The sequence below is a fragment of the Ahrensia sp. R2A130 genome (genome assembly GCF_000179775.1).
Classification (GTDB): Bacteria; Pseudomonadota; Alphaproteobacteria; order Rhizobiales; family Rhizobiaceae; genus Pseudahrensia.
In genome coordinates this window covers 487633-510335 of record NZ_AEEB01000003.1, presented here as the reverse complement: position 1 = coordinate 510335, position 22703 = coordinate 487633, and the positions used below count along the sequence as shown (strand labels likewise).

The 22703-nt window shown below is 56.1% G+C and carries 25 protein-coding genes and 1 tRNA gene; 11 read left to right on the top strand and 15 right to left on the bottom strand.

Going from position 1 to position 22703, the window contains the following annotated elements:
- Positions 1-13: 13 nt before the first annotated feature.
- From glp to R2A130_RS18360, 6 genes are all read right to left on the bottom strand, one after another.
- Positions 14-1285 carry a gephyrin-like molybdotransferase Glp gene (gene glp / locus R2A130_RS03205; protein WP_009463588.1) on the bottom strand — a complete coding sequence of 424 codons (1272 nt, stop codon included), beginning with the start codon at positions 1283-1285 and terminating at the stop codon, positions 14-16.
- Complete coding sequence (gene mobB, locus R2A130_RS03200) at positions 1282-1797, bottom strand: molybdopterin-guanine dinucleotide biosynthesis protein B (RefSeq protein WP_009463586.1); 516 nt, start codon at positions 1795-1797, stop codon at positions 1282-1284. The genes glp and mobB overlap by 4 nt, the downstream gene beginning before the upstream one ends.
- On the bottom strand, positions 1794-2378 hold the full coding sequence (gene mobA, locus R2A130_RS03195; protein WP_009463584.1) for a molybdenum cofactor guanylyltransferase MobA: 585 nt from the start codon (positions 2376-2378) through the stop codon (positions 1794-1796). Before mobA ends, mobB begins: the two co-directional genes overlap by 4 nt.
- Positions 2375-3202 carry a formate dehydrogenase accessory sulfurtransferase FdhD gene (gene fdhD, locus R2A130_RS03190; protein WP_009463581.1) on the bottom strand — a complete coding sequence of 276 codons (828 nt, stop codon included), beginning with the start codon at positions 3200-3202 and terminating at the stop codon, positions 2375-2377. Before fdhD ends, mobA begins: the two co-directional genes overlap by 4 nt.
- 31 nt (positions 3203-3233) lie before the next feature.
- Complete coding sequence (locus R2A130_RS03185; protein ID WP_009463579.1) at positions 3234-4508, bottom strand: multidrug effflux MFS transporter; 1275 nt, start codon at positions 4506-4508, stop codon at positions 3234-3236.
- Between the two features lie 120 nt (positions 4509-4628).
- Positions 4629-4784 carry a hypothetical protein gene (locus R2A130_RS18360; protein ID WP_009463577.1) on the bottom strand — a complete coding sequence of 52 codons (156 nt, stop codon included), beginning with the start codon at positions 4782-4784 and terminating at the stop codon, positions 4629-4631.
- A gap of 141 nt (positions 4785-4925) precedes the next feature.
- Here R2A130_RS18360 and gcvA point away from each other — a divergent pair, with 141 nt between their 5' ends.
- Positions 4926-5873, top strand: coding sequence for a transcriptional regulator GcvA (gene gcvA / locus R2A130_RS03180; protein WP_040304597.1), 948 nt, complete (start codon positions 4926-4928; stop codon positions 5871-5873).
- Here the strand turns inward: gcvA and R2A130_RS03175 are convergent.
- The 5 genes from R2A130_RS03175 to R2A130_RS03155 all read right to left on the bottom strand — a co-directional run bounded on the left by R2A130_RS03175 (position 5813) and on the right by R2A130_RS03155 (position 10188).
- Positions 5813-6745: a DMT family transporter gene (locus tag R2A130_RS03175; RefSeq protein ID WP_009463571.1), complete on the bottom strand. Its 933-nt coding sequence runs from the start codon at positions 6743-6745 to the stop codon at positions 5813-5815. The genes gcvA and R2A130_RS03175 overlap by 61 nt on opposite strands.
- Before the next feature lie 75 nt (positions 6746-6820).
- Entirely contained in the window at positions 6821-7465 is a 645-nt protein-coding gene (locus tag R2A130_RS03170) for a L,D-transpeptidase (RefSeq protein ID WP_009463570.1), read from the bottom strand.
- A 168-nt stretch (positions 7466-7633) separates the two neighbouring features.
- Positions 7634-9265 (bottom strand): fumarate hydratase, encoded by a 1632-nt coding sequence (locus R2A130_RS03165; protein WP_009463569.1) that lies wholly within the window; start codon positions 9263-9265, stop codon positions 7634-7636.
- Positions 9266-9389: 124 nt separating this feature from the next.
- Positions 9390-9464, bottom strand: a tRNA-Val gene (locus tag R2A130_RS03160).
- Between the two features lie 46 nt (positions 9465-9510).
- On the bottom strand, positions 9511-10188 hold the full coding sequence (locus R2A130_RS03155) for an HAD family hydrolase (RefSeq protein WP_009463568.1): 678 nt from the start codon (positions 10186-10188) through the stop codon (positions 9511-9513).
- Positions 10189-10327: 139 nt separating this feature from the next.
- On the opposite strand from R2A130_RS03155, the gene rpiA reads away from it, so the two are divergent.
- The 4 genes from rpiA (at position 10328) to R2A130_RS19110 (ending at position 13285) form a co-directional block, all read left to right on the top strand.
- Positions 10328-11029: a ribose-5-phosphate isomerase RpiA gene (gene rpiA / locus R2A130_RS03150; RefSeq protein WP_009463567.1), complete on the top strand. Its 702-nt coding sequence runs from the start codon at positions 10328-10330 to the stop codon at positions 11027-11029.
- Between the two features lie 93 nt (positions 11030-11122).
- On the top strand, positions 11123-11626 hold the full coding sequence (locus R2A130_RS03145; protein WP_009463566.1) for a DUF2059 domain-containing protein: 504 nt from the start codon (positions 11123-11125) through the stop codon (positions 11624-11626).
- 62 nt (positions 11627-11688) lie between these two features.
- On the top strand, positions 11689-13125 hold the full coding sequence (gene gor, locus R2A130_RS03140; RefSeq protein WP_009463565.1) for a glutathione-disulfide reductase: 1437 nt from the start codon (positions 11689-11691) through the stop codon (positions 13123-13125).
- Positions 13109-13285: a DUF2798 domain-containing protein gene (locus tag R2A130_RS19110; RefSeq protein ID WP_371179376.1), complete on the top strand. Its 177-nt coding sequence runs from the start codon at positions 13109-13111 to the stop codon at positions 13283-13285. The genes gor and R2A130_RS19110 overlap by 17 nt, the downstream gene beginning before the upstream one ends.
- Before the next feature lie 50 nt (positions 13286-13335).
- On the opposite strand, the gene R2A130_RS03135 is transcribed toward R2A130_RS19110, so the two are convergent.
- Complete coding sequence (locus R2A130_RS03135) at positions 13336-14202, bottom strand: alpha/beta fold hydrolase (protein WP_009463564.1); 867 nt, start codon at positions 14200-14202, stop codon at positions 13336-13338.
- A gap of 107 nt (positions 14203-14309) precedes the next feature.
- On the opposite strand from R2A130_RS03135, the gene R2A130_RS03130 reads away from it, so the two are divergent.
- The 6 genes from R2A130_RS03130 to folK are packed head-to-tail and all read left to right on the top strand — an operon-like array spanning position 14310 to position 19554.
- On the top strand, positions 14310-15689 hold the full coding sequence (locus R2A130_RS03130) for a class II 3-deoxy-7-phosphoheptulonate synthase (RefSeq protein ID WP_009463563.1): 1380 nt from the start codon (positions 14310-14312) through the stop codon (positions 15687-15689).
- Positions 15686-16105 (top strand): GFA family protein, encoded by a 420-nt coding sequence (locus R2A130_RS03125; protein ID WP_009463562.1) that lies wholly within the window; start codon positions 15686-15688, stop codon positions 16103-16105. The genes R2A130_RS03130 and R2A130_RS03125 overlap by 4 nt, the downstream gene beginning before the upstream one ends.
- 59 nt (positions 16106-16164) lie before the next feature.
- The gene (locus tag R2A130_RS03120) at positions 16165-17835 is read left to right on the top strand and encodes an NAD+ synthase (RefSeq protein WP_009463561.1); all 1671 of its coding nucleotides are present in this window, start codon (positions 16165-16167) and stop codon (positions 17833-17835) included.
- Positions 17832-18677, top strand: coding sequence for a dihydropteroate synthase (gene folP, locus R2A130_RS03115; RefSeq protein WP_009463560.1), 846 nt, complete (start codon positions 17832-17834; stop codon positions 18675-18677). The genes R2A130_RS03120 and folP overlap by 4 nt, the downstream gene beginning before the upstream one ends.
- Positions 18677-19051 (top strand): dihydroneopterin aldolase, encoded by a 375-nt coding sequence (gene folB / locus R2A130_RS03110; RefSeq protein ID WP_009463559.1) that lies wholly within the window; start codon positions 18677-18679, stop codon positions 19049-19051. Before folP ends, folB begins: the two co-directional genes overlap by 1 nt.
- Complete coding sequence (gene folK / locus R2A130_RS03105) at positions 19051-19554, top strand: 2-amino-4-hydroxy-6-hydroxymethyldihydropteridine diphosphokinase (protein WP_009463558.1); 504 nt, start codon at positions 19051-19053, stop codon at positions 19552-19554. The genes folB and folK overlap by 1 nt, the downstream gene beginning before the upstream one ends.
- On the opposite strand, the gene R2A130_RS03100 is transcribed toward folK, so the two are convergent.
- The 3 genes from R2A130_RS03100 to R2A130_RS03090 are packed head-to-tail and all read right to left on the bottom strand — an operon-like array spanning position 19547 to position 22700.
- Positions 19547-20083: a hypothetical protein gene (locus R2A130_RS03100; protein WP_009463557.1), complete on the bottom strand. Its 537-nt coding sequence runs from the start codon at positions 20081-20083 to the stop codon at positions 19547-19549. The genes folK and R2A130_RS03100 overlap by 8 nt on opposite strands.
- A gap of 47 nt (positions 20084-20130) precedes the next feature.
- On the bottom strand, positions 20131-21249 hold the full coding sequence (locus tag R2A130_RS03095; protein WP_009463556.1) for a YcjF family protein: 1119 nt from the start codon (positions 21247-21249) through the stop codon (positions 20131-20133).
- Positions 21246-22700: a YcjX family protein gene (locus tag R2A130_RS03090; protein ID WP_009463555.1), complete on the bottom strand. Its 1455-nt coding sequence runs from the start codon at positions 22698-22700 to the stop codon at positions 21246-21248. The genes R2A130_RS03095 and R2A130_RS03090 overlap by 4 nt, the downstream gene beginning before the upstream one ends.
- Positions 22701-22703: the final 3 nt, after the last annotated feature.

The following is a 22703-nucleotide window of genomic DNA, read 5'->3' as shown; positions in this document are numbered from 1 at the left end:
ATCGGTGAGCGAATTATCGGAAGGCGGTGAACGGGATGAAGCTGATCAGTTGACCCTGTTTTACCGCAGCGCCGTCCTCTGAAAGTTCGATGAAGCCGTCGCTTTCGCGAAGTGAGGAAATAAGGCCTGAGCCGTCGCGCGGGTATTTGGTAGCGTGAGCCATCCCGCCTTTGTGAGAGAGGCTACCGCGCAGGAATTCCCGCCTGTCTGGTTTGCGTGACTGCATGTCGAAATTGGCCTTCACCTGAAATCTGGCAGGTTCGAACCAGTCTTCGCCACCAAGGCGGCGGATTGCTGGGTGGGCGTACATCAAGAAACACACCATGGCGGCAACCGGATTGCCCGGCAGGCCGAAGAAATAGGCATCGCCACCGGACGCTTTGGGCATTTGACCGAACATCATGGGTCGCCCAGGTTTGACCGCGAGTTGCCACATATGGCGTTGGCCGAGTTCATCCAATGCTGCGAGCATGTGGTCTTCTGCGCCCAGTGAGGCACCACCGCTTGTTAGAACCACATCGCATTCTGCAGATGCTTTCAGCAGAGCCGCATGAACATCTGCTGCGGTGTCCTGAACAATGCCGTAGTCGACGACCTTTACAGGGAGGTCGCTCAGTAGTGCCTTCAGAAGCGGGCGATTGACGTCGAAAACCTCGCCGGACCGCAATTGTGTGTCGGCAGATGATGGCTCCCGCAATTCGGCTCCAGAAGAAAGGATACCGACTTTGAGCTTGTTGGAGACTTGCAGCGATGATGTGCCAATTGAGGTGAGAGCGGCCAAGTCCGCAGCGCTGATCCGCTTGCCCGTTTGCACCACCAGATCGTGCTGTTGGAGATCTTCTCCGGCGTGGCGGCAGTTTGCGCCTTGTTTCAATTTTGGAGGCAGCTTGACCGTCTCACCGTAAACCTCGCAGTCCTCCTGCATGGCTACGGTGTCAGCATGGGCTGGCATGACGGCGCCAGTGAAAATACGCGCAGCACTCGTGGGCTCGAGTGGGTCGGGCGCAAGATTTCCTGCTGCGATGCGTTGGAAAACGGGGAGCCAACCCCGCGCAATATCCTCGTATCGCACAGCATAGCCGTCCACAGCGGCGTTCGTGTGCAGCGGCACTGGAAAAGTGGCTGGGACAGGCGCAGCGGCTACGCGGTTCAGCGCTTCTTCGAGCGGAATCGCTTCCAGTGACGCGATGGGCGAAAGGCGACTTTTCAGAAGCGCGATGGCCTCGCCATGTGTCATGCGCTCCTTGTCTGTGAAGAAGCAGTCGTTGATCGGCCGTACCGTCATCTCCGCAGACCCGTTTGGGCGCAGATGAAAGCCGCAATGGCAGTGATGTCGTCGCGCCGAAACTGGGGCAGGGCGCAAGTGTTGTCCGCTGCCGTATTGGCTAAGGCTACGACGCTTGGATGCTCAGCATGCACGGGTGGTCGATCAGCTCGTGTTTCGCCCATACATTCGATTTTTGAAATGGGGCTGGCTTTGAAGCCCTCAACAAGCACCAGATCGCATGGGGCGAGCCGCGCCAGCATGTCTTCCAGTTCGGTTTCAGAGCCACCGCCTTCGTGCATCAACGCCCATCGTTGTTGGCCGACGATGGCGACCTCTTGAGCGCCTGCCTTGCGGTGGCGGAAGGAATCCGTGCCTTCGCGGTCGATATCGAAACTGTGATGGGCCCGTTTGATGGTGCTCACTTTCAGGCCGGATGCAGTCAAGTGTTCGACGAGACGCTCAACCAATGTGGTTTTGCCCGTGTTCTTCCAGCCTGTGATGCCAAAAACCGCCTTCGCATCACTTCTCATAGACCCAACCTCTTGCGGGCAATGTCCAGGTCTTCCGGGGTGTTGATGTTGAAGAACGGGTCGTCATCCATATCGAACTCGACTTCGGAAAGTTCGTAGCGTTTTGCGAATTCCAGAATTTTGCGTTTGTCTTCTGCAACGAGGAAATGCCGAAGATCGTCGACCAGTGATACGGGCCAGAGGCCGAAAACCGGATGAACGCGCCCACCTGAACGCGCCATTGCAATACCGTCGCCCGCGCTCTCAGACAGACGCTCCACGAGATCAAGCGGAATAAATGGGGTGTCGGACGCGCCGCTGATGACGTGGGAGGCACCTTGTTCGGCAGCCCATTCCATACCGGTCAGCACGCCTGCCAATGGCCCGACATGCCCTTGAACTGTATCGGCAAGCACTGGCAGTTTTTCGTCTGCAAACCTCTCCGGATCGCCGTTGGCATTGATCGCAAGATGCTTGACTTGTGGTGCAAGTCTTTCGATGAGCAGCGAGATCGCAGGACGTCCGCCCAACGTCATCAGGCTCTTTTCCTGCCCGCCCATGCGGCGCGACAAGCCACCAGCCAGAATGATGCCCGCGATCATGATGCGTCATCCGCTTTGTTGTCGAAAATAACCCGTTCTTGGCCAGCTAGAATTGTGAAGCGGTCGCCTCGCGCGCGACCGATCAATGTCAGGCCGGATTGCCGTGCCAGTTCTACACCCCAAGCGGTGAAGCCGGAGCGCGAAACCAGAATCGGGATGCCCATCATCACTGTTTTGATGACCATTTCGGAGGTCAGCCTGCCGGTGGTGTAGAAGATTTTGTCGTCCGCCGTTTCATTGTGCTTCGCCATCCAGCCCGCGATTTTGTCGACTGCATTGTGGCGACCAACATCTTCCACATAAACGAGCGGCTGATCTTCACGGCATAGCACGCAGCCATGGATCGCTCCGGCGTCGAGATAGAGGCTGGGCGTGGTGTTGATCTGTTTGGTCAGTATCGGCAGCCAGCTCGTGTGAAGGCGAGCATTGGATGCCAGTTGAATGTCGTCGAAAGCGTCAATCACATCGCTGAACACGGTGCCCTGCGCGCAGCCTGATGTGCGAACGCGTTTTTTCGATTTTACCTCGAAGTCTGTTTCCACTGGCGTTCGCACGATCACCACGCCAAGTTCATCATCGAATTCTATGGTGTCGATAGGATCAGTCGCGCGCAGCATGTTCTGGTTGATGAGATAGCCGAGCGCCAACAGGTCCGGATGGTCACCGATGGTCATCATTGTGACGATTTCCTGGCTGTTCAGGTAGAGCGTCAGTGGTCGTTCAGTGACCACGTGCAGGTCGACCGTATTGCCGTTCTGATCAAGACCGGTGACAGCTGTGGACAGGCCTTTGGCCTTTGGGTTCGGGGCGAGGAGATAGCTCATAACTGGCTTGTAGGGCGCAATGGTCTAGCCATCAAACGGCTTCCTGCGGTTTCAGCATCCGCGCATTTCGCCACATCAGCCATGCCACTGCGGTGCCGCCAATCGATGACAAAGCCATGATGATGTAGAGCGGCTGCGCGGCGTTCTCGATGGTGATAAGCGAGCCGGAAAGAGCTGCAAGTGCAGCACCGCCTGCAAGTTGAAAAAAGCCAGCCAAACCAGACGCGCTGCCTGCCAATTCGGGCCGCACGGACACCGCACCAGCGTTGGCGTTGGGCAGTGTCATGCCGTTGCCTATGCCGACTAAGACCATCGGCAGAAACAGATAGAGCGGGTGAGGCGTGTATAAGCTCATCAAATAAAGTGCTGCGAAAACGCCGACACAACACACCACGCCGCCCCACATCATCATGGGTTCGATACCTATGCGCTTGGAATACCTGCCCGACAGAAAGTTGCCTGCCATGTAGCCGATTGCCACCAGCGCAAAGTGCATGCCCAGCACTGAGGGGCTCATTCCGATAATCTTCACCCCCACGAAAGGCGCGCCGCCCAGAAAGGCGAAATACGCGCCGGAAGCGAGGGTGGAGCACAGCGTATAGCCCCAAACCATGGGTTCGCGCAGCAGGCTGCCATATTCCTTGATCTGCTGTGCCGGTGGTTGCGGGTTAGAAGTGTGGGTTTCGCCCAGATCGAACCAGATAAGAGCAAACATCAGTATTCCGACAAAGAACAGCACCACGAACGGCCCGCGCCAGCCGAACGCCTCGCCTGTGTAACCGCCGATTGTCGGTGAGATCATGGGAATGACAGCCATGGCCATTGTCACATAACCAATCATGCTGGCCGCATCACTGCGGTCGTAAAGGTCACGTATGATGGCTCGTGATAGCGAAATCGCAGCTGCGCTTGTCGCCTGAAGCACGCGCCCGACCAGCAGCATTTCGATGGATGTGGCGAAGATGCACAGCAACGTAGCGGCTATGAAAATAACGGCTGTCGTCAAAAGGACGGGGCGTCGCCCAAAGCGGTCTGCGAGAGGGCCGATGAAAAGCTGCGAGACCGCAGTGGCTGCAAGAAAGATCGTCAGCACATATTGCGCGATGGCCGGCGTCGTTTTCAACGCGATCCCTATGTCAGGCAGGACCGGCAGGAAGATGTTCATCGACATGACCGAAAGGCCCGCGATGATGGTCAGCGTTGCGATGCTCGGCGGTGTGGTTGCACCCTTCCAAAACGGGCGCTTTGGAATGTGTTGCCCGACTGAGCTGGGGGCAGTCGGGCTGTTATCTTCGGGCGATGTCATGTCTCGTGACTATGCCCTTGGGCGCTGCTTTGCCAGAGCTAAATGAGGCGCTGAATTCGATCCAAGACTGAGGCCACAGCGGCCCACAGCCTCGAAAAATTGAAGTGAAACGCTTCGGGTTTAACCCTCGGTCAAGCCAGCTTTACCGCGCTTGCGGTCGAACAAGCCGCCGAACATTGCGTAAAAGGCCAGCGAACGTTCGCGGCGGGCGGCGACCAGACCATTTTTGATGTCGGCGTTGGTGATCGCAGAGTTATGGTGTGTGGTGCGGGTCATGGTCTTTTCCTCTTCCGACTTGTTCGCCGCCGATTTGTTCGATTGCGATGAAGCCAAACTAGGGGCTGGTTTTTTTCCCGACAAACTCGTAAAACTCGCCGTCAGATCAAATTATTTGAACTGAAACGGATTGGATAACTGATGGCCTATCGTTTGCCCCCGCTCAATTCCTTGCGCGCTTTCGAAGCGGCGGCGCGGCTGATGAGCTTTCAGAAAGCAGCAAGCGAACTGTTCGTGACGCCATCTGCCCTGAGCTATCAAATACGGCAGTTGGAAGATCACCTTCAGATGCAGCTTTTCGAACGCCACAACCGTGCGGTTTCGCTGACGACGGCAGGCGAGCGGCTTTACCCCGGAACACACGAGGGTTTTGAGCGGTTGCAGGGCGCGGTTCGTTCTGTTGCCCGCACGGTGCAATCCAATGTCTTGGTTGTCTCCAGCGGCCCCGCCTTCGCTGCCAAGTGGCTCGCGCCTCGTGTTTATCGCTTCGTTGATGAATATCCGGAGATCGAATTGCGCATCGCAGCCAGCCTGAAGTTGGTGGATTTCAACGTTGACGAAGTGGATGTGGGCCTGCGGTTTGGCGGCGGTGTTTATGACGATCTCGTGAGCGAGCCGCTGTTTGATGAGGCTGTGCTGCCTTTGATCAGTCCTGATTTGCTGGAACGTTACGGTGGCAAGTTGGATGAAGCAGCGATGCAATCCATCACGTTATTGCATGATGATTCAGTGAGCTTCATGAAGGGCCACGCGAACTGGGCGCAATGGCTCGAGCGCGAGAATATTGCTGGTGTCGATACAGAAAAAGGGCCGCGCTTCAACCACGCCGACCATGGATTGGACGCGGCGGTGGACGGGGCTGGCATCGTGATGGGTCGCTTGTCGCTGGCTATGCGTGACATCAGGTCAGGGCGATTGGTGGCGCCGTTCGACAGCTATGTCATTCCCGAGGGTGGCTTCTTTTTCGTGGCCCCTGAACAAGCGTTCGAACTGCCCAGAATTAAGGCATTTCGATCTTGGATTAAGGCTCAGGCAGAAGAGGAAGCCGTTGAGATTGAAGCTTTTCTTGCCGACAAGCGCTCGCGGTAAAAGGTGAAGAGACCTGATCCGACAACGATTACCGCGCCGATGATCGCGAGCGTGTTGGGCACATTTCCAAAGGCGAGATAACCCAGAATTAGCGCCCAGATGAGGATCGAATATCTGAACGGCGCAACGAAGCCGACATCGCCGTGACGCATGGCAAGCACCGAAAACTGGTACCCCATCAATACCAATATCGCGGCAATAAGCAGGCCGATCCAAACTGTGGTTTCCACTGCGATCCATGGATCGAAAGACGCACCTATCAATCCCATGATGGTGATTGCGATTGCCGTCATGACGCTAACGAGACTGGAAGATACGCCGGATGGTAGCTTGCGCGTAGCCATATCGCGCAGGGTTAGAAACGCCGTGCAGATCAAGGCATAGATCGACGCGCTGGAGAATTCTTCTCCGCCCGGCTGGATGATCATCAGCACGCCGATAAAGCCAACTAGGATGGCTACATAGCGTCGCCATCCAACCCGTTCTCCGAATATGAAAGCTGCGGTCAACGTGATCGTCAATGGCAAGATCTGAAGCACGGCTGTGACATTGGCCAACAGCATTTGCGACAGCGCCGTGAGGAAGAAATAGGTTCCGCCGACTTCGCCGATCACGCGCAGCCATACCGAACCGTGTTTCATCTGGGTGGGTATCGTCGTTCTGGTTTGCCAGCCGCCCCGCAGCAGAAACCAGAGTAACATAAGCGGTACTGCGAAAAGCCCACGCAAGGCGATGGATTGAAACAACCCGATATCTGCCATTACCCACTTCATCAGCGCATCGTTAAAGGCGAAGCCTGCCATCGACAGCGTCATGAACAACGCGCCTTGGGCGTTGTCGCGTTCGCTAAATACGGGTGCGGAAATAGTCATGAGTGCAGTTCAAAGAAAAAGGCGTCGCCCGCAAGTGGGACGACGCCTTTTGTTGTTCAGTCCCGGTGATCTGTTCTAGCGAACGATAACCTTGGCACCGACCTTGGCGCGCTCGTAGAGGTCCGACACGTCATCATTTGCCATGCGAATGCAGCCAGACGACATGGCTTTGCCAATGGTCCAAGGCTGGTTGGTGCCGTGGATGCGGTAGATGGTGGAGCCGATATACAGGCCACGCGCGCCCATTGGGTTCACGCGCTTGTTCTTGGGGCCACCCTTGTAAAAACTTTTAAGTTTGATGCCCTGTTCACGTTTTACGCGCGCGATCATTTCCTGTGGAGGCGTCCAGCTTGGCCATTTGGCCTTGCGGGTAATTTTGTGAGTGCCGTTCCATTCAAACCCGTCACGACCAACGCCGACACCATATTTCATGGCACGGCCACGTTTGGTGACGAAGTAGAGACGGCGTTCGTCTGTATCGATGACGATAGTGCCGGCTGAATATTGCTTGTCGAAGCGAACCATCCGTTTGCGGATGGGCGATTTGTCGGACATGTAGCGGCGTTTGCTGGGCTTGCGGCCCTCTTTCCACGACATGCTGGAAATATCGTACCAACGCTCGGCAGCAGCGTAGGCTGCAGGGGCAGGCATCATGGATGCGGCAACGGCGACGGCAAGGCCTGTCAGCGTGGCGCGCAGTGCGGTCATTTTCAAAAACACTTGTGTTCTCCTCAGTATCGATCGGGGCAGATCATGGCGGCGCGTGTGTGCAACTTAAGGGTTAACACGGTAAGGGTGCGCTACCGCCAGAGGCTACGCGTGTCATTTATGACATTTCCTGCCCGTGCTGCACCCTCGCAACACTTGGCTAAAACTAGAGAGAACCGCCTAACCGAGGTTTAATTCTTTGAAGAAGTCGTTGCCTTTGTCATCAATGACGATGAAGGCCGGGAAGTTTTCGACTTCAATTTTCCAAACGGCTTCCATGCCAAGTTCTTCATATTCCACAACTTCTACATGTTTAATGCAGTCTTGCGCCAACCGCGCAGCAGGGCCGCCGATTGAGCCCAGATAAAAGCCACCATGTTGGGCGCAGGCGTCTCGTACCTGCCGTGAGCGGTTTCCTTTGGCCAACATAACCATGGAACCGCCAAAAGCCTGAAACTGATCGACATAGCTATCCATGCGTCCGGCCGTGGTTGGTCCGAAAGAACCCGACGGCATTCCGGCTGGCGTTTTGGCGGGGCCGGCATAATAGACGGGGTGATTCTTCATGTAGTCCGGCATCTCTTCGCCGGCTTCCAGTCGCGCACGAATTTTGGAATGAGCGAGGTCGCGCGCCACGATGATGGTGCCTGTGAGCGAAAGCCGTGTTTTGACGGGGTGCTTGGACAGTTCGGCCAAAATTCCGGCCATGGGCTGGTTCAGGTCGATATCGACCATGCCACCTGAGAACTCTGCTTCATCCACTTCTGGCATGTATTTCGCTGGATCATGCTCCAGCTCTTCGAGGAAGATGCCGTCTGCGGTGATTTTTCCCAACGCTTGCCTGTCTGCCGAGCAGGACACACCAAGCCCGATGGGCAGTGATGCACCATGGCGGGGCAGGCGGACGATGCGGACGTCATGGCAGAAATATTTGCCCCCGAACTGCGCGCCCACGCCCATCTGGCGGGTCATTTCGTGGACTTTTTCCTCCATCTCGATGTCGCGGAAGGCGTGGCCTTGCTCGGAACCTTCGGTCGGCAACCCGTCGAGATATTTGGTCGAGGCCATTTTCACGGTCTTGATGCACTGCTCAGCGGAGGTGCCGCCGATGACAATGGCGAGATGGTAAGGTGGGCAGGCGGCTGTGCCGAGCGTGAGGATTTTCTCGCGCAAGAATTCCAGCATCCTCTCCTCGGTGAGCAGCGATGGCGTGCCTTGGTAGAAGAACGTCTTGTTTGCAGACCCGCCGCCCTTGGCGATGAACTGGAATTTGTAGCTGTCCACACCTTCTGAATAAATATCGATCTGACCTGGCAGATTGTTGCGGGTGTTCTTCTCTTCGAACATCGAAAGGGGCGCGAGTTGTGAATAGCGCAGGTTCTTTTTGTCGTAGGCATCCATGATGCCTGTGCTGATCGCTTCTTCGTCGTTGCCAACGGTCAGCACTTGACGCCCGCGTTTGCCCATAACGATGGCGGTGCCCGTGTCCTGACACATGGGCAGGACACCACCGGCGGCGATATTGGCGTTTTTCAGCAGATCGTAAGCGACGAAACGGTCGTTCTGGGTGGCCTCGTCGTCTTTCAGAATGTCCGCAAGCTGCGAAAGATGCGCGGGACGCAGCAGGTGGTTGATATCCATAAACGCTTGTTCGGACAGCAAGCGAATACCTTCGGCTTCGACCTTGAGGAACGGTGTGCCGTCCACGTCGACTACTGACACGTAGTCGCTGCTTAGCTTGCGGTAAGGCGTTGGATCATCACCCAGTGGAAACATATCGACATGAGCGGAGGTGGTGCGTTCGTTTGACATGTCGGATCGGTTCTCGCGTTGTTTCCCGGATTTGAGAAACTTTTAGCGCGTGGAAGCGGCAGAAACACCCCTGAACGCACACGAAATTCGCGGCTGGGGCAGAACGTAACAAATGTAGGTTGGATGGTGGGCGATACTGGGATTGAACCAGTGACCCCTGCCGTGTGAAGGCAGTGCTCTCCCGCTGAGCTAATCGCCCATCCGTGGAACCCTATAGGGGCGGGTGCGTTGAGCCGTCAAGCGGTTCACTCGTTCGCCTGAAGCTGCGTAACCGCGCCTGCAAGCTCGGCGAAGTCATCGATCATCATGCTGGCACCCAATTCACTGATGGGGCAGTCGCTGTAGCCGAATGTAACAGCGATGGACGGTATGGATGCGGCCTTTGCGGCAGCTATGTCATTGATGCTGTCGCCGACCATGATGCATTGTGAGGCGGTGAACCCGAGTTCTTCGGCCAAATTGGTCAGATGCTTCGGATCCGGCTTCTTCACTGGATAGGTATCACCGCCGACGATCAGGGCAAACCGGTCTTCCCCGTCCAAAATGTTGAGAAGCTTTTTTGCCAGCCGTTCGTCTTTGTTGGTGCAGACTGCCAGCGTGAATCCTGCGTTCGACAGACCTTCCAGAGCGGCAATGCAGTTGGGATAAAATTCGGTTCCGTCTGCGATATGCGCTTCATAATGCGTGAGAAACCGCTCAAAAAGTAAATTTGCCTTTCCATCAGGTATGGGCCGGTCATGGTACTCGAACGCCTTCGCCAGCATCGCCTTAGCGCCCTGACCGACGATGTGCCCCACCGCTTCCATGGGAACCGGTGGCAGGTCGAAAGTAGCCGTCGCTGCGTTTAGTGCAGGGATAAGGTCGAGATGACTGGCAACCAGTGTGCCGTCGAGATCGAAGATGATGAGCGGGCGATTGGCCATAATTTCACGTCTTGTAGCGTTTTCCTGTTGTTGGTCATGCGTTGTGGCCTTCCAAAGAGCAATGGTGGTGGCGGCGAATGCAGTCTTCGTGTTAACCGCGCGTCAAAGCCGGTTTAATGGCCTGGAGGCCGATGTAATTATGACCACCATGAAGCAACGAGCAGGCGAGGCCGCGCTCGACTATGTTTCCGATGGCATGAAGCTTGGAATTGGCACTGGATCGACAGCAGAAGCCTTCGTGCGTGCGCTTGCGCCAAAAGTTGCCGACGGTCTTTCGATCATCGGTGTTCCTACATCGGAACGCACCCGCGAGCTTTGTGAAGAGCTTGGCGTGCCGCTGACAACGCTGGAAGAGACGCCTCATCTCGATCTCACCATTGATGGCGCAGATGAAATCGATCCTGATCTAGCGCTTATCAAGGGCGCAGGCGGTGCATTGCTTCGCGAAAAGATAGTAGCAGCAGCCTCGGATCGCATGATTGTGATCGCCGACACCAGCAAGATTGTAGAGACGCTGGGCACCTCATTTCCTGTGCCGATTGAAGTCGACCGGTTCGGATTGGCTTCAACGCGCAATGCGATTGAGAAGGCTGCCTCACAGCTTGGCCTTTCAGGTGACATTGTTGTGCGTACCAATGGTGACGCACCATACATCACTGATGGTGGCCATCTCATTCTCGACGCATCTTTTCGCCGTATTGTGGACCCAGAGCGCCTCGCGGTTGCTTTGAATGTAATTCCCGGCGTTGTGGAACACGGGTTGTTTGTCGGGCTTGCTGATATTGCTATCGTAGCGAGCGGCACGGGTGTAGAGATCGTGACCGCGAGCGGCGGAAAATAGGGCCTGCCGAACTTTCGGGTTCGGAACTTTGGCGAGAAATTAAACGGGTCGGCGGTTTGCCGGCTGCAATGTGCTTCAAGGAGCTCGATTATTATGACTTCACTGTTTTTCCGGCCTGTCGCTGCCATCGTCTTGAGCGTCGTTTTGGGTGCAACCTCTTTGGTTGCCGTATCGGCGCAAGAGATTTCCGAAAGTCATATGAGCGCGGCCCGCAAAGCGATCACGGCAACGAAGGCAACCAATACATTCGATAGTATTCTGATCGGTGCATCAGCACGGTTGAAAAATACATTGACCGCCAATAGCCCTGATCAGGCTGATCGCATCAGCACCGTGGTTGACGAGCAGGCCATCGCTTTGGCACCGCGTCGTGGAGACCTGGAAGGCGAGGCGGCCCGGCTTTTTGCCAATACGTTCACCGAATCTGAACTTACCGATATTGCGAATTTCTTCGGCTCACCCGTCGGCGAAAAATATCTCGATTCTACGCCGATCCTCGTGCGCGAGCTTGATAAAGCCGCGCGCATCTGGGCCAACGGCATCGCCCGCGATTTGGGGCAGAGCGTCAACAAGGCGTTGGCTGCTCCAGCGAACTGAGGTTCGACATCTGATAGGGTTAGGCTATTGCTGACCGCGTAACAGCTTTCGAGGATTCCGCTTTGGCTTACGACTATGATCTCTTCGTCATCGGCGGGGGCTCCGGTGGTGTTCGCGCTGCAAACCGCACCGCTGCTTTGGGCAAAAAGGTAGGTCTGGCAGAAGAGAGCAGATACGGTGGAACCTGCGTTGTGCGCGGCTGTGTTCCCAAAAAGCTCTACGTTTACGCATCCGGTTATCACGAGCATTTTGAAGATGCGGAAGGCTACGGCTTCAAGGTTGGAGACGTTTCCTTTGACTGGAATACCCTCGTCTCCCGGAAAGAAGCCGAGATCACAAGGCTGGAAGGCCTTTATCGACGTGGCCTTTCTGGCAATGAGGTCGAACTCTTCGACACTCGTGCGGAATTACGTGGGCCGCACAGTGTTTGGTTGAAATCGGAAGATCGTGAAGTCACTGCGGAGCGTATTCTTATCGCGGTTGGTGGCACCCCAAACCGCCACGAATCTGTCGAAGGCCATGAGTTGGCAATCACGTCAGACGAAGCGTTCGATCTGCCTGACCTGCCAAAAACTATTTTGATCGCAGGCGCTGGCTATATCGCTGTCGAATTTGCCGGAATTTTCAACGGCCTCGGCGTGGACACCCAAATTCTCTATCGCGGACAGGAAATCCTGTCCGGTTTTGACGATGATGTCCGCGCGCTTTTGCATTCTGAATATGAGAAGCGCGGTATTCGTATTCGCACCCATGATGTTTTTGCAAAGATCGAAGAGTTGGAAGGCGGACGCCGCCGCTGTCACCTGAAGAGCGGCGATGTGGTGGATGTCGACTGCGTCATGCTTGCGCTCGGTCGCTCGCCGCTAACGGCCAGTCTCGGCCTGGAATATGCCGGTATCGCGACTGACGCCAAGGGTTACATTGAGGTCGATGATTATTCCCGCACCAGTTGTGAGAGCGTCTGGGCTGTTGGCGATGTAACAGGTCGCGTTCAGCTGACGCCGGTGGCGATCCACGAATCCATGTGTTTCGTGTCGACAGAATACCGCGACACGCCACAGCGCCCGGACCATGAAATGATCGCCACTGCTGTCTTTTCGCATCCTGAAATCGGCACCGTGGGAATGACTGAGCTCGAGGCTTGCGAAGCCTATGACGAGTTGAACGTCTTCAAGGCTAACTTCCGCGCCATGAAATACGTGCTGCCTGATCGCGATACCAGGATGCTGATGAAGCTGATTGTCGACGCGAAAACCGACAAGCTGGTTGGCGCACATATAGTTGGGCCAGACGCTGGCGAAATGGCGCAGCTCCTTGCCATCCCTATGAAAATGGGCTGCACGAAAGCTGATGTGGATGCCACTATGGCGCTACATCCATCTGCTGCCGAAGAATTGGTGACGATGTACGAGCCAAGCTACACGGTGAAGGCTGGCATCCGCTCGGATGGTACGCCTGTTGCCCCTGTTAACATAATGGAACCTGCCGGTAACGCCTGATGCTCGCGGGAGCCACGCGCTCCTGCTTTCGGGAGTGATGTCGTTCATCGTGTCCGGCATTGCTACCGCACGTGTTTTAGGCGTTTCGGACGGTTTTCTGATGACGTGGCTGCCGTCTTGGGCACGTCTTAGGCCATCGCTTTTTCCTGCGTGCTGTTGATCGCGCCTGTTGCCCGCAAGCTGGTGGTTGGCTGTTGGGCCGCCACCTGCCTAGTCGGGGCGTTTGTTCTCCAACAGATATCGGATCACCGTCGGCCAGTGGCTTTCCCGATGGACCGAGCGGAAGAAACCGAGATGTCCTATGGGTCCGGATGGTCCTGGTTCAATGACATGATGCGTCAGATCAGCCGCCGTATAGCGCGCCATGAACGTTTCAACGGCCCGCTTTGTGGCCCATGGATCGTCGGCTGGTCTGAAGCTCGCTAACGGCAGTTTGACGTTCGGGAAATGTCGCGTGGCGGGCACGTCTTCCAGATCGAAGAAGTAATCCGGTCGAGCAATCCAGTCCGCCCAATCCTTCATAATCGTGCCGGGCATGCCACCCGCACCGGGAAAACTATCGGGCACATGACCCCAGAATTTCGCTAAGGCTCTGCCTGCGATTTGAGTTTGTAGCCAAACGCGGATCGGCTGGTCTGTTCCGCGCCAATATCCGTTCAGCGTTGCAACGGTCCCGTAACGCTCAAACAGTGACCACGCAGCCGATAGACCCGGTGCTTGGCCCCCATAGGAGTGTCCAAGCCCGACGATTGGACCGCCTTGCACGTGATCTTTCAGAAATTCGGCAACTGCGGTGAAATCATGTTCGCCCCATTGGAACATCCGCAGTTCCGGCCAACGGCTCCTATCACCTTTGGAGCCGTGCATGCCGCGATAGTCATAGGTCAACACTGCGGGTGCGCCGCCATAGATCAGGGCTTGAGCAAATTTCGTGTAGTAGCCACGCGGCGCACCGGCGGCAGAAGATATGAGAACGGCCGGTTTTTCGCTGTTAGGTGAGGGTGCCTGAAAAAGTGTTGCCCCCAGCGGCCAGCCACCTGCACTTACCAGTGTGAGGTCGCGAATACGCTCCGTCATGCCGTGCCGCCCAATCGAACGGTCGAGATGCCTTGCAAAAGCCCAAGCTTGGCGTCAAAACGCCTGCAAACAAAGAGGCGGCCCATGACGGGCTGAGGAGTAGTGATATGACCCAAGCGTGGTCCCCCAATTCGTGGCGTTCAAAACCGGCGTTGCAACTGCCGGAATATCCCGATGCTGATGCCCTTGCAAAGACCGAAGCTCGGTTGGCTTCGTTTCCTCCGCTGGTATTTGCAGGTGAGGCGCGTGCGCTAAAGGATCATCTCGCTGCCGTGTCACGCGGCGAGGCGTTTTTGCTTCAGGGCGGCGATTGTGCCGAGAGCTTTGCCGAGCACGGTGCTGACAACATTCGCGACTTCTTCCGTGTGTTTCTGCAGATGGCTGTGGTGCTCACCTACGGTGCCGCCAAGCCCGTCGTGAAAGTTGGCCGTATTGCTGGCCAGTTCGCCAAGCCGCGTTCGTCTGCGATGGAAACCAAGGATGGTGTCGAACTGCCGTCCTATAAGGGCGATGTGGTCAACGGGATCGAATTTGATGAGGAGTCTCGTATTCCCGATCCCGAGCGCCAGATCATGGCCTACCGCCAGTCTGCCGCGACGCTGAACCTGCTTCGTGCTTTCGCTCAGGGTGGCTATGCCAACCTGAACCACGTACACCAGTGGACGCTTGATTTCGTCAAGAACTCACCGCAATCGCAACAGTATCAAGAGCTTGCGTCGCGCATCACGGAGTCACTCGACTTCATGCGCGCCATCGGTATGGACCCGGAGAACAATTCCAATCTACGTGAAACTGATTTCTTCACCAGCCACGAGTCGCTTCTACTTGGATACGAAGAAGCTCTCACGCGCGATGATTCAATCACTGGCGAACCATACGCCACGTCCGGCCACATGCTGTGGATTGGCGACCGTACCCGTCAACCTGACCATGCCCACGTGGAATATTGCCGTGGTGTGAAAAACCCGATTGGCTTGAAATGCGGCCCGTCCACAACACCCGATGGTTTGCTGGAACTGATCGACATTCTGTCACCCGACAATGAAGCCGGTCGCCTGACGCTCATCGCACGTTTCGGCCATGATAAGGTTGGCGAGCATTTGCCAGCACTCATTAAAGCCGTTGAGCGCGAAGGCAAAAAGGTCGTTTGGTCCTGTGATCCGATGCATGGGAACACCATTTCTTCGGACAGCGGCTATAAAACCCGTCCTTTCGAGCGCGTGATGGGTGAAGTGAATTCCTTCTTCGACGTCCATGACGCTGAAGGTACGATTGCAGGCGGTGTGCACGTTGAAATGACGGGTAAAGACGTAACGGAATGTACTGGCGGTGCACGTGTCGTCTCCGACAGCGAACTTGGCGACCGTTACCACACCCATTGCGATCCACGCTTGAACGCTGATCAGTCGATTGAACTGGCGTTCCTTGTGGCTGATCGCTTGAAGCAGGCTGGCCGTTCAGCACCTGCTGAAGAGAAAGCAGCGTGACCCGCAACGGCTCATGCTCGTGCGGAGCGATTACGTTCCGCACGACCGGGTCTCTACGAGAATTGGCGGCGTGCCATTGCTCGCAATGCCGCAAGCAGAGTGGCCACTTCTACGTGGCCACTGACAGCGCGGATTCCGACCTTGCGATCAGCGACCCGTCTGAAAAACTGAACTGGTATGCAGCGTCTGACATAGCCAAGCGCGGGTTCTGCGGCACTTGCGGTTCTGCGATGTTCTGGAAGGTCAATGACAGCGATACGACTTCGATTCTGCTCGGATCGTTTGATGGCGAAACCGGCTTGACGCTCGACCGCCATATCTTTGTTGCCGATAAGGGCGACTACTACGATATTCCGACAGACGCCAAACGCTTCGATGGCGACGATTTGCACGATCCAAGGCCGCGACGCGGTTGATGCATCTCGCATCAAAACGCCTTACTGTGCTTCTCAGGCCATCACATTAAGCGCTGCACATGACCCAAGCTACTGACACACTTCGCATCGCAATCGCGCAGATGAACCCGACCGTTGGCGATGTCAGCGGCAACACGGATCTCGTGCGCGAAGCGCGGTCAGACGCGGCGCGGCAAGGTGCCGATCTTGTGGTGTTCACCGAACTTTTCATCTCAGGCTACTCGCCCGAGGATTTGGTGTTGAAGCCTGCTTTCATCAAGCGATGCCGCGAAGCAGTCGAAGCCTTGGCAGAAGAGACGAAAGATGGTGGTCCTGCCGTTCTGGTCGGGGTGCCGTGGCAGGCTGAAACTGGTTTGCACAATTCTGTGGCGCTGCTCGATGGTGGCGCTATCAAACTGCGCCACAAGGTCGATCTTCCGAACTATGGCGTCTTCGACGAGAAACGCGTGTTTGCCCAAGGACCGATGCCGGGACCTTTGAATTTCCGCGGTGTTCGCCTTGGCGTGCCGATTTGCGAAGATATTTGGGGCGATTTGGATGTCTGCGAAACGCTTGCAGAAAGCGGTTCGGAAATTCTGATCGTGCCCAACGGCTCCCCCTATTACCGGCAGAAGGTGGATGTGCGCTATCAGGTGGTGATGCGCCAGGTCATCGTGACGGAGCTGCCTATGCTCTTCGCAAATCAGCTGGGCGGGCAGGACGAATTGGTGTTCGACGGTGGTTCGTTCGTCATGAACGCCGACAAGAGCATCCCTGTTCAGATGAACCAATTTGAGAGCAGCGTCGCACTTACGACATGGCGCCGCGGCTCGGACGGTTGGGCCTGCGATCGCGGAGTGCAAACTCGTCTTCCAGACGTGCAGGAATGCGATTGGCGCGCCTGTGTTCTGGGGCTGCGCGACTATGTTGAGAAAAACGGCTTCAAGAATGTGGTGCTCGGCCTGTCGGGCGGGATCGATTCTGCAATTGTTGCCGCGATGAGCGTTGATGCTTTGGGTGAAGAGCGCGTGCGCTGCGTGATGCTGCCTTACCGCTACACGTCCGATGAGAGCCTCAAGGATGCGCAGGACTGTGCAAATGCGCTGGGCGTTCGATATGAAACCATCCCGATTGAACCGCCGGTTCAAGGCTTTCTCGACACGCTGTCCGATGTTTTTGAAGACACTGCCGAAGGTGTGACCGAGGAAAACCTGCAGTCGCGCGCACGTGGTGTCATTCTCATGGCGATCTCCAATAAGTTCGGCTCAATGGTGGTCACCACTGGAAATAAATCGGAGATGTCAGTTGGTTACGCTACGCTTTATGGCGACATGAATGGCGGTTTCAACCCGATCAAAGACCTTTATAAAATGCAGGTCTATGGCCTGTCGGATTGGCGCAATAAACACATGCCGCCGGACTGTCTCGGCCCATCGGGCGAGGTGATCCCGCAAAATATCATCGACAAAGCGCCGACTGCCGAACTGCGTGAAAACCAGACCGATCAGGATTCGTTGCCGGAATATCCGGTGCTGGATGCTATTCTGGAAAGCCTCGTGGAAAACGAAATGTCGGTGGACGACATCGTCGAGAAATTTGGCTTCGAGCGCGCCACCGTCGAGCGGATGGAGCATCTGCTCTACATCGCGGAATACAAGCGCCGACAGGCTGCACCGGGTGTGAAGATCACGCGACGCGCATTTGGTCGTGAGCGCCGCTACCCGATCACCAACAGGTTCCGTGACCGGTGAACCCGTTTGCGCCGACCAATTGGCAGCTGGCTCACGGCCGCACGCTAACGCTTGGGCCGAAGGCGCAGGTGATGGGCATCCTCAACGTCACACCGGATTCGTTTTCAGACGGTGGTCGCTTCGTTGATATCGATACGGCGCTAGATCAAGCTCGCGCGATGGTGGAGCAGGGCGCTTCGATAATCGATGTGGGTGGAGAATCCACCCGTCCCGGTGCTGATGTGGTGGATGGTAAGACGGAACGGGCGAGAGTGCTGCCCGTGATCGAGACGATTGCTGATAAGCTCGACGTTGCGATCTCGATCGATACCTATCGTGCTGATACAGCCAAGGCTGCTGTCGCGGCAGGTGCTCATATCGTGAACGATGTTTGGGGGTGCCAGCGTGAACCTGCGATTGCAGAGGTCGCAGCCAGAACAGGTGCTGGCCTCGTCATCATGCACACAAGTCGTGAGCGTGATGTGACGGGAGATGTGATGGCCGATCAGGTCACTTTTCTGCGCCGTTCGCTCGATATTGCGGCTGCAGCCGATGTCGGTCCAGCGTCCATTTTGCTCGATCCGGGCATCGGGTTCGGCAAGGACGCAGATGCGAATTGGGAAATTTTGGCACGGTTGGAAGAACTGATGGCTATGTCTCATCACCTGTTGATCGGAACTTCTCGCAAACGCTTCCTTGGCGAATTATCGGGGCACGATGCTGATCAGCGTGATGCTGCAACTGCGGCAACAAGCGTGTTGGCCCGCAAAAGCGGTGCGGCTGTGTTCCGCGTTCATGATGTGGCGTCCAACGTGGATGCTCTTGCCGTGGCGGATGCCTGGCGTGAAAGGGAATTGGCCTGATGGCAACGGGTTCAAAATATCAAATCAAACTGCAAAATTGTGCGTTCTATGCTCACCACGGTGTGTTGTCTGAAGAAACGCGCATGGGGCAGCGTTTCTTTGTGGATGCAGTTCTTCAGGTTGAGACCGAAGCAGACATCGCCGAGGACCAGATCGAAGGTACAGTTCACTACGGCGAGGCATTCGCGGTTATCGAGCGCCTTGTGACAAAGCAGACCCGCAAGCTTATCGAGGCGCTGGCTTCGGACATCGCAAAAGGTTTGCGCGCGGAATTTCCAGCGATCAGTCATGCGAGCATCACTGTGCGAAAACCATCTGCGCCCATCGAAGGAATTCTGGATTACGTCGAGGTGACGGTGTGCGACCCGCAGTGATGCGCCGCGCCTGGCTCGGTTTTGGTGGCAATATCGGCGACGTCGAGGCGGCGCTGCGTGTGTCGCTAACCGCGTTGGACGATCATAGGGACTGCGCTGTTGATGCCGTCTCACCGCTGTACAAAACGCCGCCATGGGGCCTGTTGAACCAGCCGCCATTTTTGAATTGCTGCGCGCAAATCCGGACTACGTTAGAACCCGAAGCCTTGCTCGACCTTTGTCAGAACATTGAGCTAACGGGAAAACGGGAACGGCTGGAGCGTTGGGGCCCGCGAACTATCGATATCGATATGTTGGTCTTCGAAGGTGTCGAGCAGGACAGCGATAAGCTGACCTTGCCGCACCCCCGCATGCAAGACCGGGCGTTTGTCATGCTTCCATTGTCGGATATTTCACCGGACTTGCAAATTGCAGGGCGCTCGGTGGCAGAAATTCTAGCCGACCTTGATACAAATGGGATCGAGCCGGTGCTGAGCGTCCCGGATTGGTGGCGCGCTAGTTGAGGTCGAAAGATGCGCGTTTAGGTGCGCCTTCGCGGTTCATCGTCAGGCCAATGAAGGGTACCTGTTTGCCTTTCACATCCACCAAAATGGTGATGTTGAGCAGGTTAGCGTTCTTCAGGTTTGCAACCATGGTGCCGGTTAGCGCTTTGCGCTTGATGCGCAAAAGCATTTTTCCGCCACGACGCTTGCCGGATGTGATGTCCAGACCCTTGCCCTCGGCGCCATCGAGAAATGCACCTTGGAAGCCTTTGCCACGTTTGGAAACAGTTGCTTCGATGGGCTGGGAAAACAGGCCGACACGGCATTTGCCCGAAAGCTTCATCGAGGTCGCTGCCTCATTCGTTCCTGCCAGACGACAGGTGAAGCGGGTGTTCTTGTAGGGCCCATTTACAATTGTGCCTGCGCCTGCCCAGGTACCGGACACGGTGTTAAAATACTTCGTGTCGGAAGCATGTGCAGCGGTGCTCGCGACAGCGAGCGAGACGGCGGCAAAAGCAAAACGGGTGGCAAAACGAAACGGGAAACGCATAACTCAATTCCGGACTCTGGTACTGCTGCGACTATCTGCCGGATTGGTTAACGCTTCGCTTCCGTCCGGCCCGAAGGTTCATCTTGTTGCGTAAAGCGTGTCAGTTCGCCCATGAAATCGCCAACGGTAGGGCGGTATTTCGCTGAGAATGGAAGAGGCCGGCAGATGTCGATTGCCGAGATGCCGATACGGGCGGTCAGCAAGCCGTTCACCACGCCTTCGCCCAAACGGGACGATAGTTTCGCTGCAATTCCGTGCCCCACGAGTTGCTGAACAAGGCCATCGCCAATGGCTATAGAGCCGGTCACGGCCAGATGCCCGACGACGTTTCTGGCCAAGCGCCAGAAGCTCAACGTGCCCGGGCGACCGCCATACAGATCGGCCAGAGCGCGTATAAGGCGTGTGTTCTCCACCAACACGTAGCCCACGTCGATCAACGCGCGAGGCGATACTGCTGTGACGAATGACACTCGTTTGGCGGATGCCATGACCAGCTTTGTTGCTTTGGCATCGAGGCCTGTCATCAGGTCGCGCTCTGCAAGCTGTACGAGATCAGCACCATCGATGATCTCGTTGAGATGCGCAGAAAGCTTGTCGCGTCCGGATTTCATATCGGCGCGGTCGTTGTAAAGTTTCAACAGCTTTTGCCCGATTGTTTTGGCGGCTTTAGCGTCGTCAGTTTCAATGGCAACGAGCGCTTCGCCTCGCAGGTCATCGATACGCGCCATGCGTCGCAGACCCCACAGTTCTCTAATGGTAACGGCCAAAGCCGCAAAAAATAGTAGGCCTGTCAGGGCGACCGCCAGCCAGCCAAGCCAGTCTTGGCGTGCAAAAAGATCACGAATGAGTTGGTCGACCCATAGGCCGATGGCGAGAGAGATGAGCGCACCGAGTGCGGTGAGAAACAGTTTGCCCCAGCCAAAACGGCGGTGTTTGGGAATTGCCACTGGCGGCGTGAGTTCCTCGGCCAGCTTCATGTCTTGGGCAATTTGAGGTGGCAATCGTTGAGCCGCTTCATCGGGCGTCGCCACCAGCACCGCTTCAGGCGTCGCTGTGCGGGGTTTGCGCTTCTTCACGGTCGGCTCTTGTTTTGGCGCCTCTGCTGACGGGGCAATAGTCGTGTCGTCAGGTAGATCGAAAGCTCTGGGTTTGCGGCGTTTGGTCATCGCAGTTTGTCTCCGATGAGGAATTCCAAGGCCCGGTCAAGGCGGATGTGGGGAAGGGAAAGGTTCACGCCTTCAGCCGTTTTTTGAAGTTGGGGAGGGCGGAAGCGAAGGAAACGAAGATCACCTTCTACGCCATCATATTGAAGCGCCTCATCGGGGTTTTCCGGTAGGTCGCCGGGGAAGAGCGCTGTTTTCGTGTCTCCATCGAATGTCTTTTTTCCGAGCCGTTCGCCTTTTTTAGGTGTTCCGACGATAACGGGCAGCGTGTCACCATCTTCCTTCATTTCGGCCTCTGTGGTGGCCCGTACCGCCGCCATGGCCACTACGTCTGTCTCAGCACCATCAAACTCGGCCTGTTGCATCGCTTTGCCAACCAGCTGCTGAAGGATCGCTTCCAGGCGGTCATGGTTTTCGTGGTGAAGGTGATCTGCTTTTGTTGCAGCAAAAAGAATACGATCCGTCCTCGTGCTGAACAAAGATGTGAGCCACGAACGTTTGCCAGGATTAAAGCACTGTAGAATATCTGAGACCGCATTCTGCAAATCTTCCACTGCAGATGGCCCAGCGTTCAAAGCTTGCAAGGCGTCCACCAGCACGATTTGACGGTCTAGCCGTGCGAAATGCTCTCGGAAAAACGGACGCACGACCAGAGTTTTATAGGCTTCGAAGCGTCTTGCCATCATCGCGTGAAACGTGCCGTCTTCTGCGCTTTCACCAGCGGGTAAATCCAACGGTGAAAAGGTGAGAGCGGGCGAACCTTCTAGGTCGCCGGGCATCAAAAAACGTCCCGGTGGGAGTGTTGAAAGAGCCTGCTCATCCTCACGGCATGAGCGCAGATAGCCGGTGAAAGTCGCCGCCAGTTTTTCTGCAGCAACATCGCTTTCAGGCATACTGGGTTGGGTTTCGCGAAGTGCTTCGTGCCATTTTTTTGCCAGATGATTGCGTACGGGAAGGCGCGACAGTTCCAGCGCTTCAGCAGACCATTGTTCGAAGCTTTTGCCCAGAAGCGGCAGATCGAGCAGCCATTCTCCCGGATAGTCGATGATATCCAGCGTTAGTTCACCGGCACCGAATGTGCGATTCCAAGTGGAGGCGGACTGATAGGCGATGCGTAGACGTATTTGCGAGATTGCACTGGTAGAATTCGGCCAGATACGCTCGTTCAACAGAGCTTCCAGATGTTGCTCGTATTTAAACCTCGGCACGGCATCATCGGGCTGTGGGCTCAATCGCGCTTCTTCAATGCGCCCATCTGCTTGTGCGGAAAACAGCGGCAGGCGACCACCGTTGAGCAGATTATGAATGAGCGAAGTTATGAAGACCGTCTTGCCAGCGCGCGAAAGGCCTGTGACGCCGAAGCGCAAGGTAGGCTCGAACATATGAGAAGCTGCGTCCGAAAGATTATCGAACACGATCAAGGCATCATCGGACAGCCGGGTTATCTTCGCCACGTT

Coding starts and splice junctions, on each gene's coding strand:
- glp (WP_009463588.1), bottom strand. CDS start 1,285: ATGACGGTACGGCCGATCAACGACTGCTTCTTCACAGACAAGGAGCGC.
- mobB (WP_009463586.1), bottom strand. CDS start 1,797: ATGAGAAGTGATGCGAAGGCGGTTTTTGGCATCACAGGCTGGAAGAAC.
- mobA (WP_009463584.1), bottom strand. CDS start 2,378: ATGATCGCGGGCATCATTCTGGCTGGTGGCTTGTCGCGCCGCATGGGC.
- fdhD (WP_009463581.1), bottom strand. CDS start 3,202: ATGAGCTATCTCCTCGCCCCGAACCCAAAGGCCAAAGGCCTGTCCACA.
- R2A130_RS03185 (WP_009463579.1), bottom strand. CDS start 4,508: ATGACATCGCCCGAAGATAACAGCCCGACTGCCCCCAGCTCAGTCGGG.
- R2A130_RS18360 (WP_009463577.1), bottom strand. CDS start 4,784: ATGACCCGCACCACACACCATAACTCTGCGATCACCAACGCCGACATC.
- gcvA (WP_040304597.1), top strand. CDS start 4,926: ATGGCCTATCGTTTGCCCCCGCTCAATTCCTTGCGCGCTTTCGAAGCG.
- R2A130_RS03175 (WP_009463571.1), bottom strand. CDS start 6,745: ATGACTATTTCCGCACCCGTATTTAGCGAACGCGACAACGCCCAAGGC.
- R2A130_RS03165 (WP_009463569.1), bottom strand. CDS start 9,265: ATGTCAAACGAACGCACCACCTCCGCTCATGTCGATATGTTTCCACTG.
- R2A130_RS03155 (WP_009463568.1), bottom strand. CDS start 10,188: ATGGCCAATCGCCCGCTCATCATCTTCGATCTCGACGGCACACTGGTT.
- rpiA (WP_009463567.1), top strand. CDS start 10,328: ATGACCACCATGAAGCAACGAGCAGGCGAGGCCGCGCTCGACTATGTT.
- R2A130_RS03145 (WP_009463566.1), top strand. CDS start 11,123: ATGACTTCACTGTTTTTCCGGCCTGTCGCTGCCATCGTCTTGAGCGTC.
- R2A130_RS03135 (WP_009463564.1), bottom strand. CDS start 14,202: ATGACGGAGCGTATTCGCGACCTCACACTGGTAAGTGCAGGTGGCTGG.
- R2A130_RS03130 (WP_009463563.1), top strand. CDS start 14,310: ATGACCCAAGCGTGGTCCCCCAATTCGTGGCGTTCAAAACCGGCGTTG.
- R2A130_RS03120 (WP_009463561.1), top strand. CDS start 16,165: ATGACCCAAGCTACTGACACACTTCGCATCGCAATCGCGCAGATGAAC.
- folB (WP_009463559.1), top strand. CDS start 18,677: ATGGCAACGGGTTCAAAATATCAAATCAAACTGCAAAATTGTGCGTTC.
- folK (WP_009463558.1), top strand. CDS start 19,051: ATGCGCCGCGCCTGGCTCGGTTTTGGTGGCAATATCGGCGACGTCGAG.
- R2A130_RS03100 (WP_009463557.1), bottom strand. CDS start 20,083: ATGCGTTTCCCGTTTCGTTTTGCCACCCGTTTTGCTTTTGCCGCCGTC.
- R2A130_RS03095 (WP_009463556.1), bottom strand. CDS start 21,249: ATGACCAAACGCCGCAAACCCAGAGCTTTCGATCTACCTGACGACACG.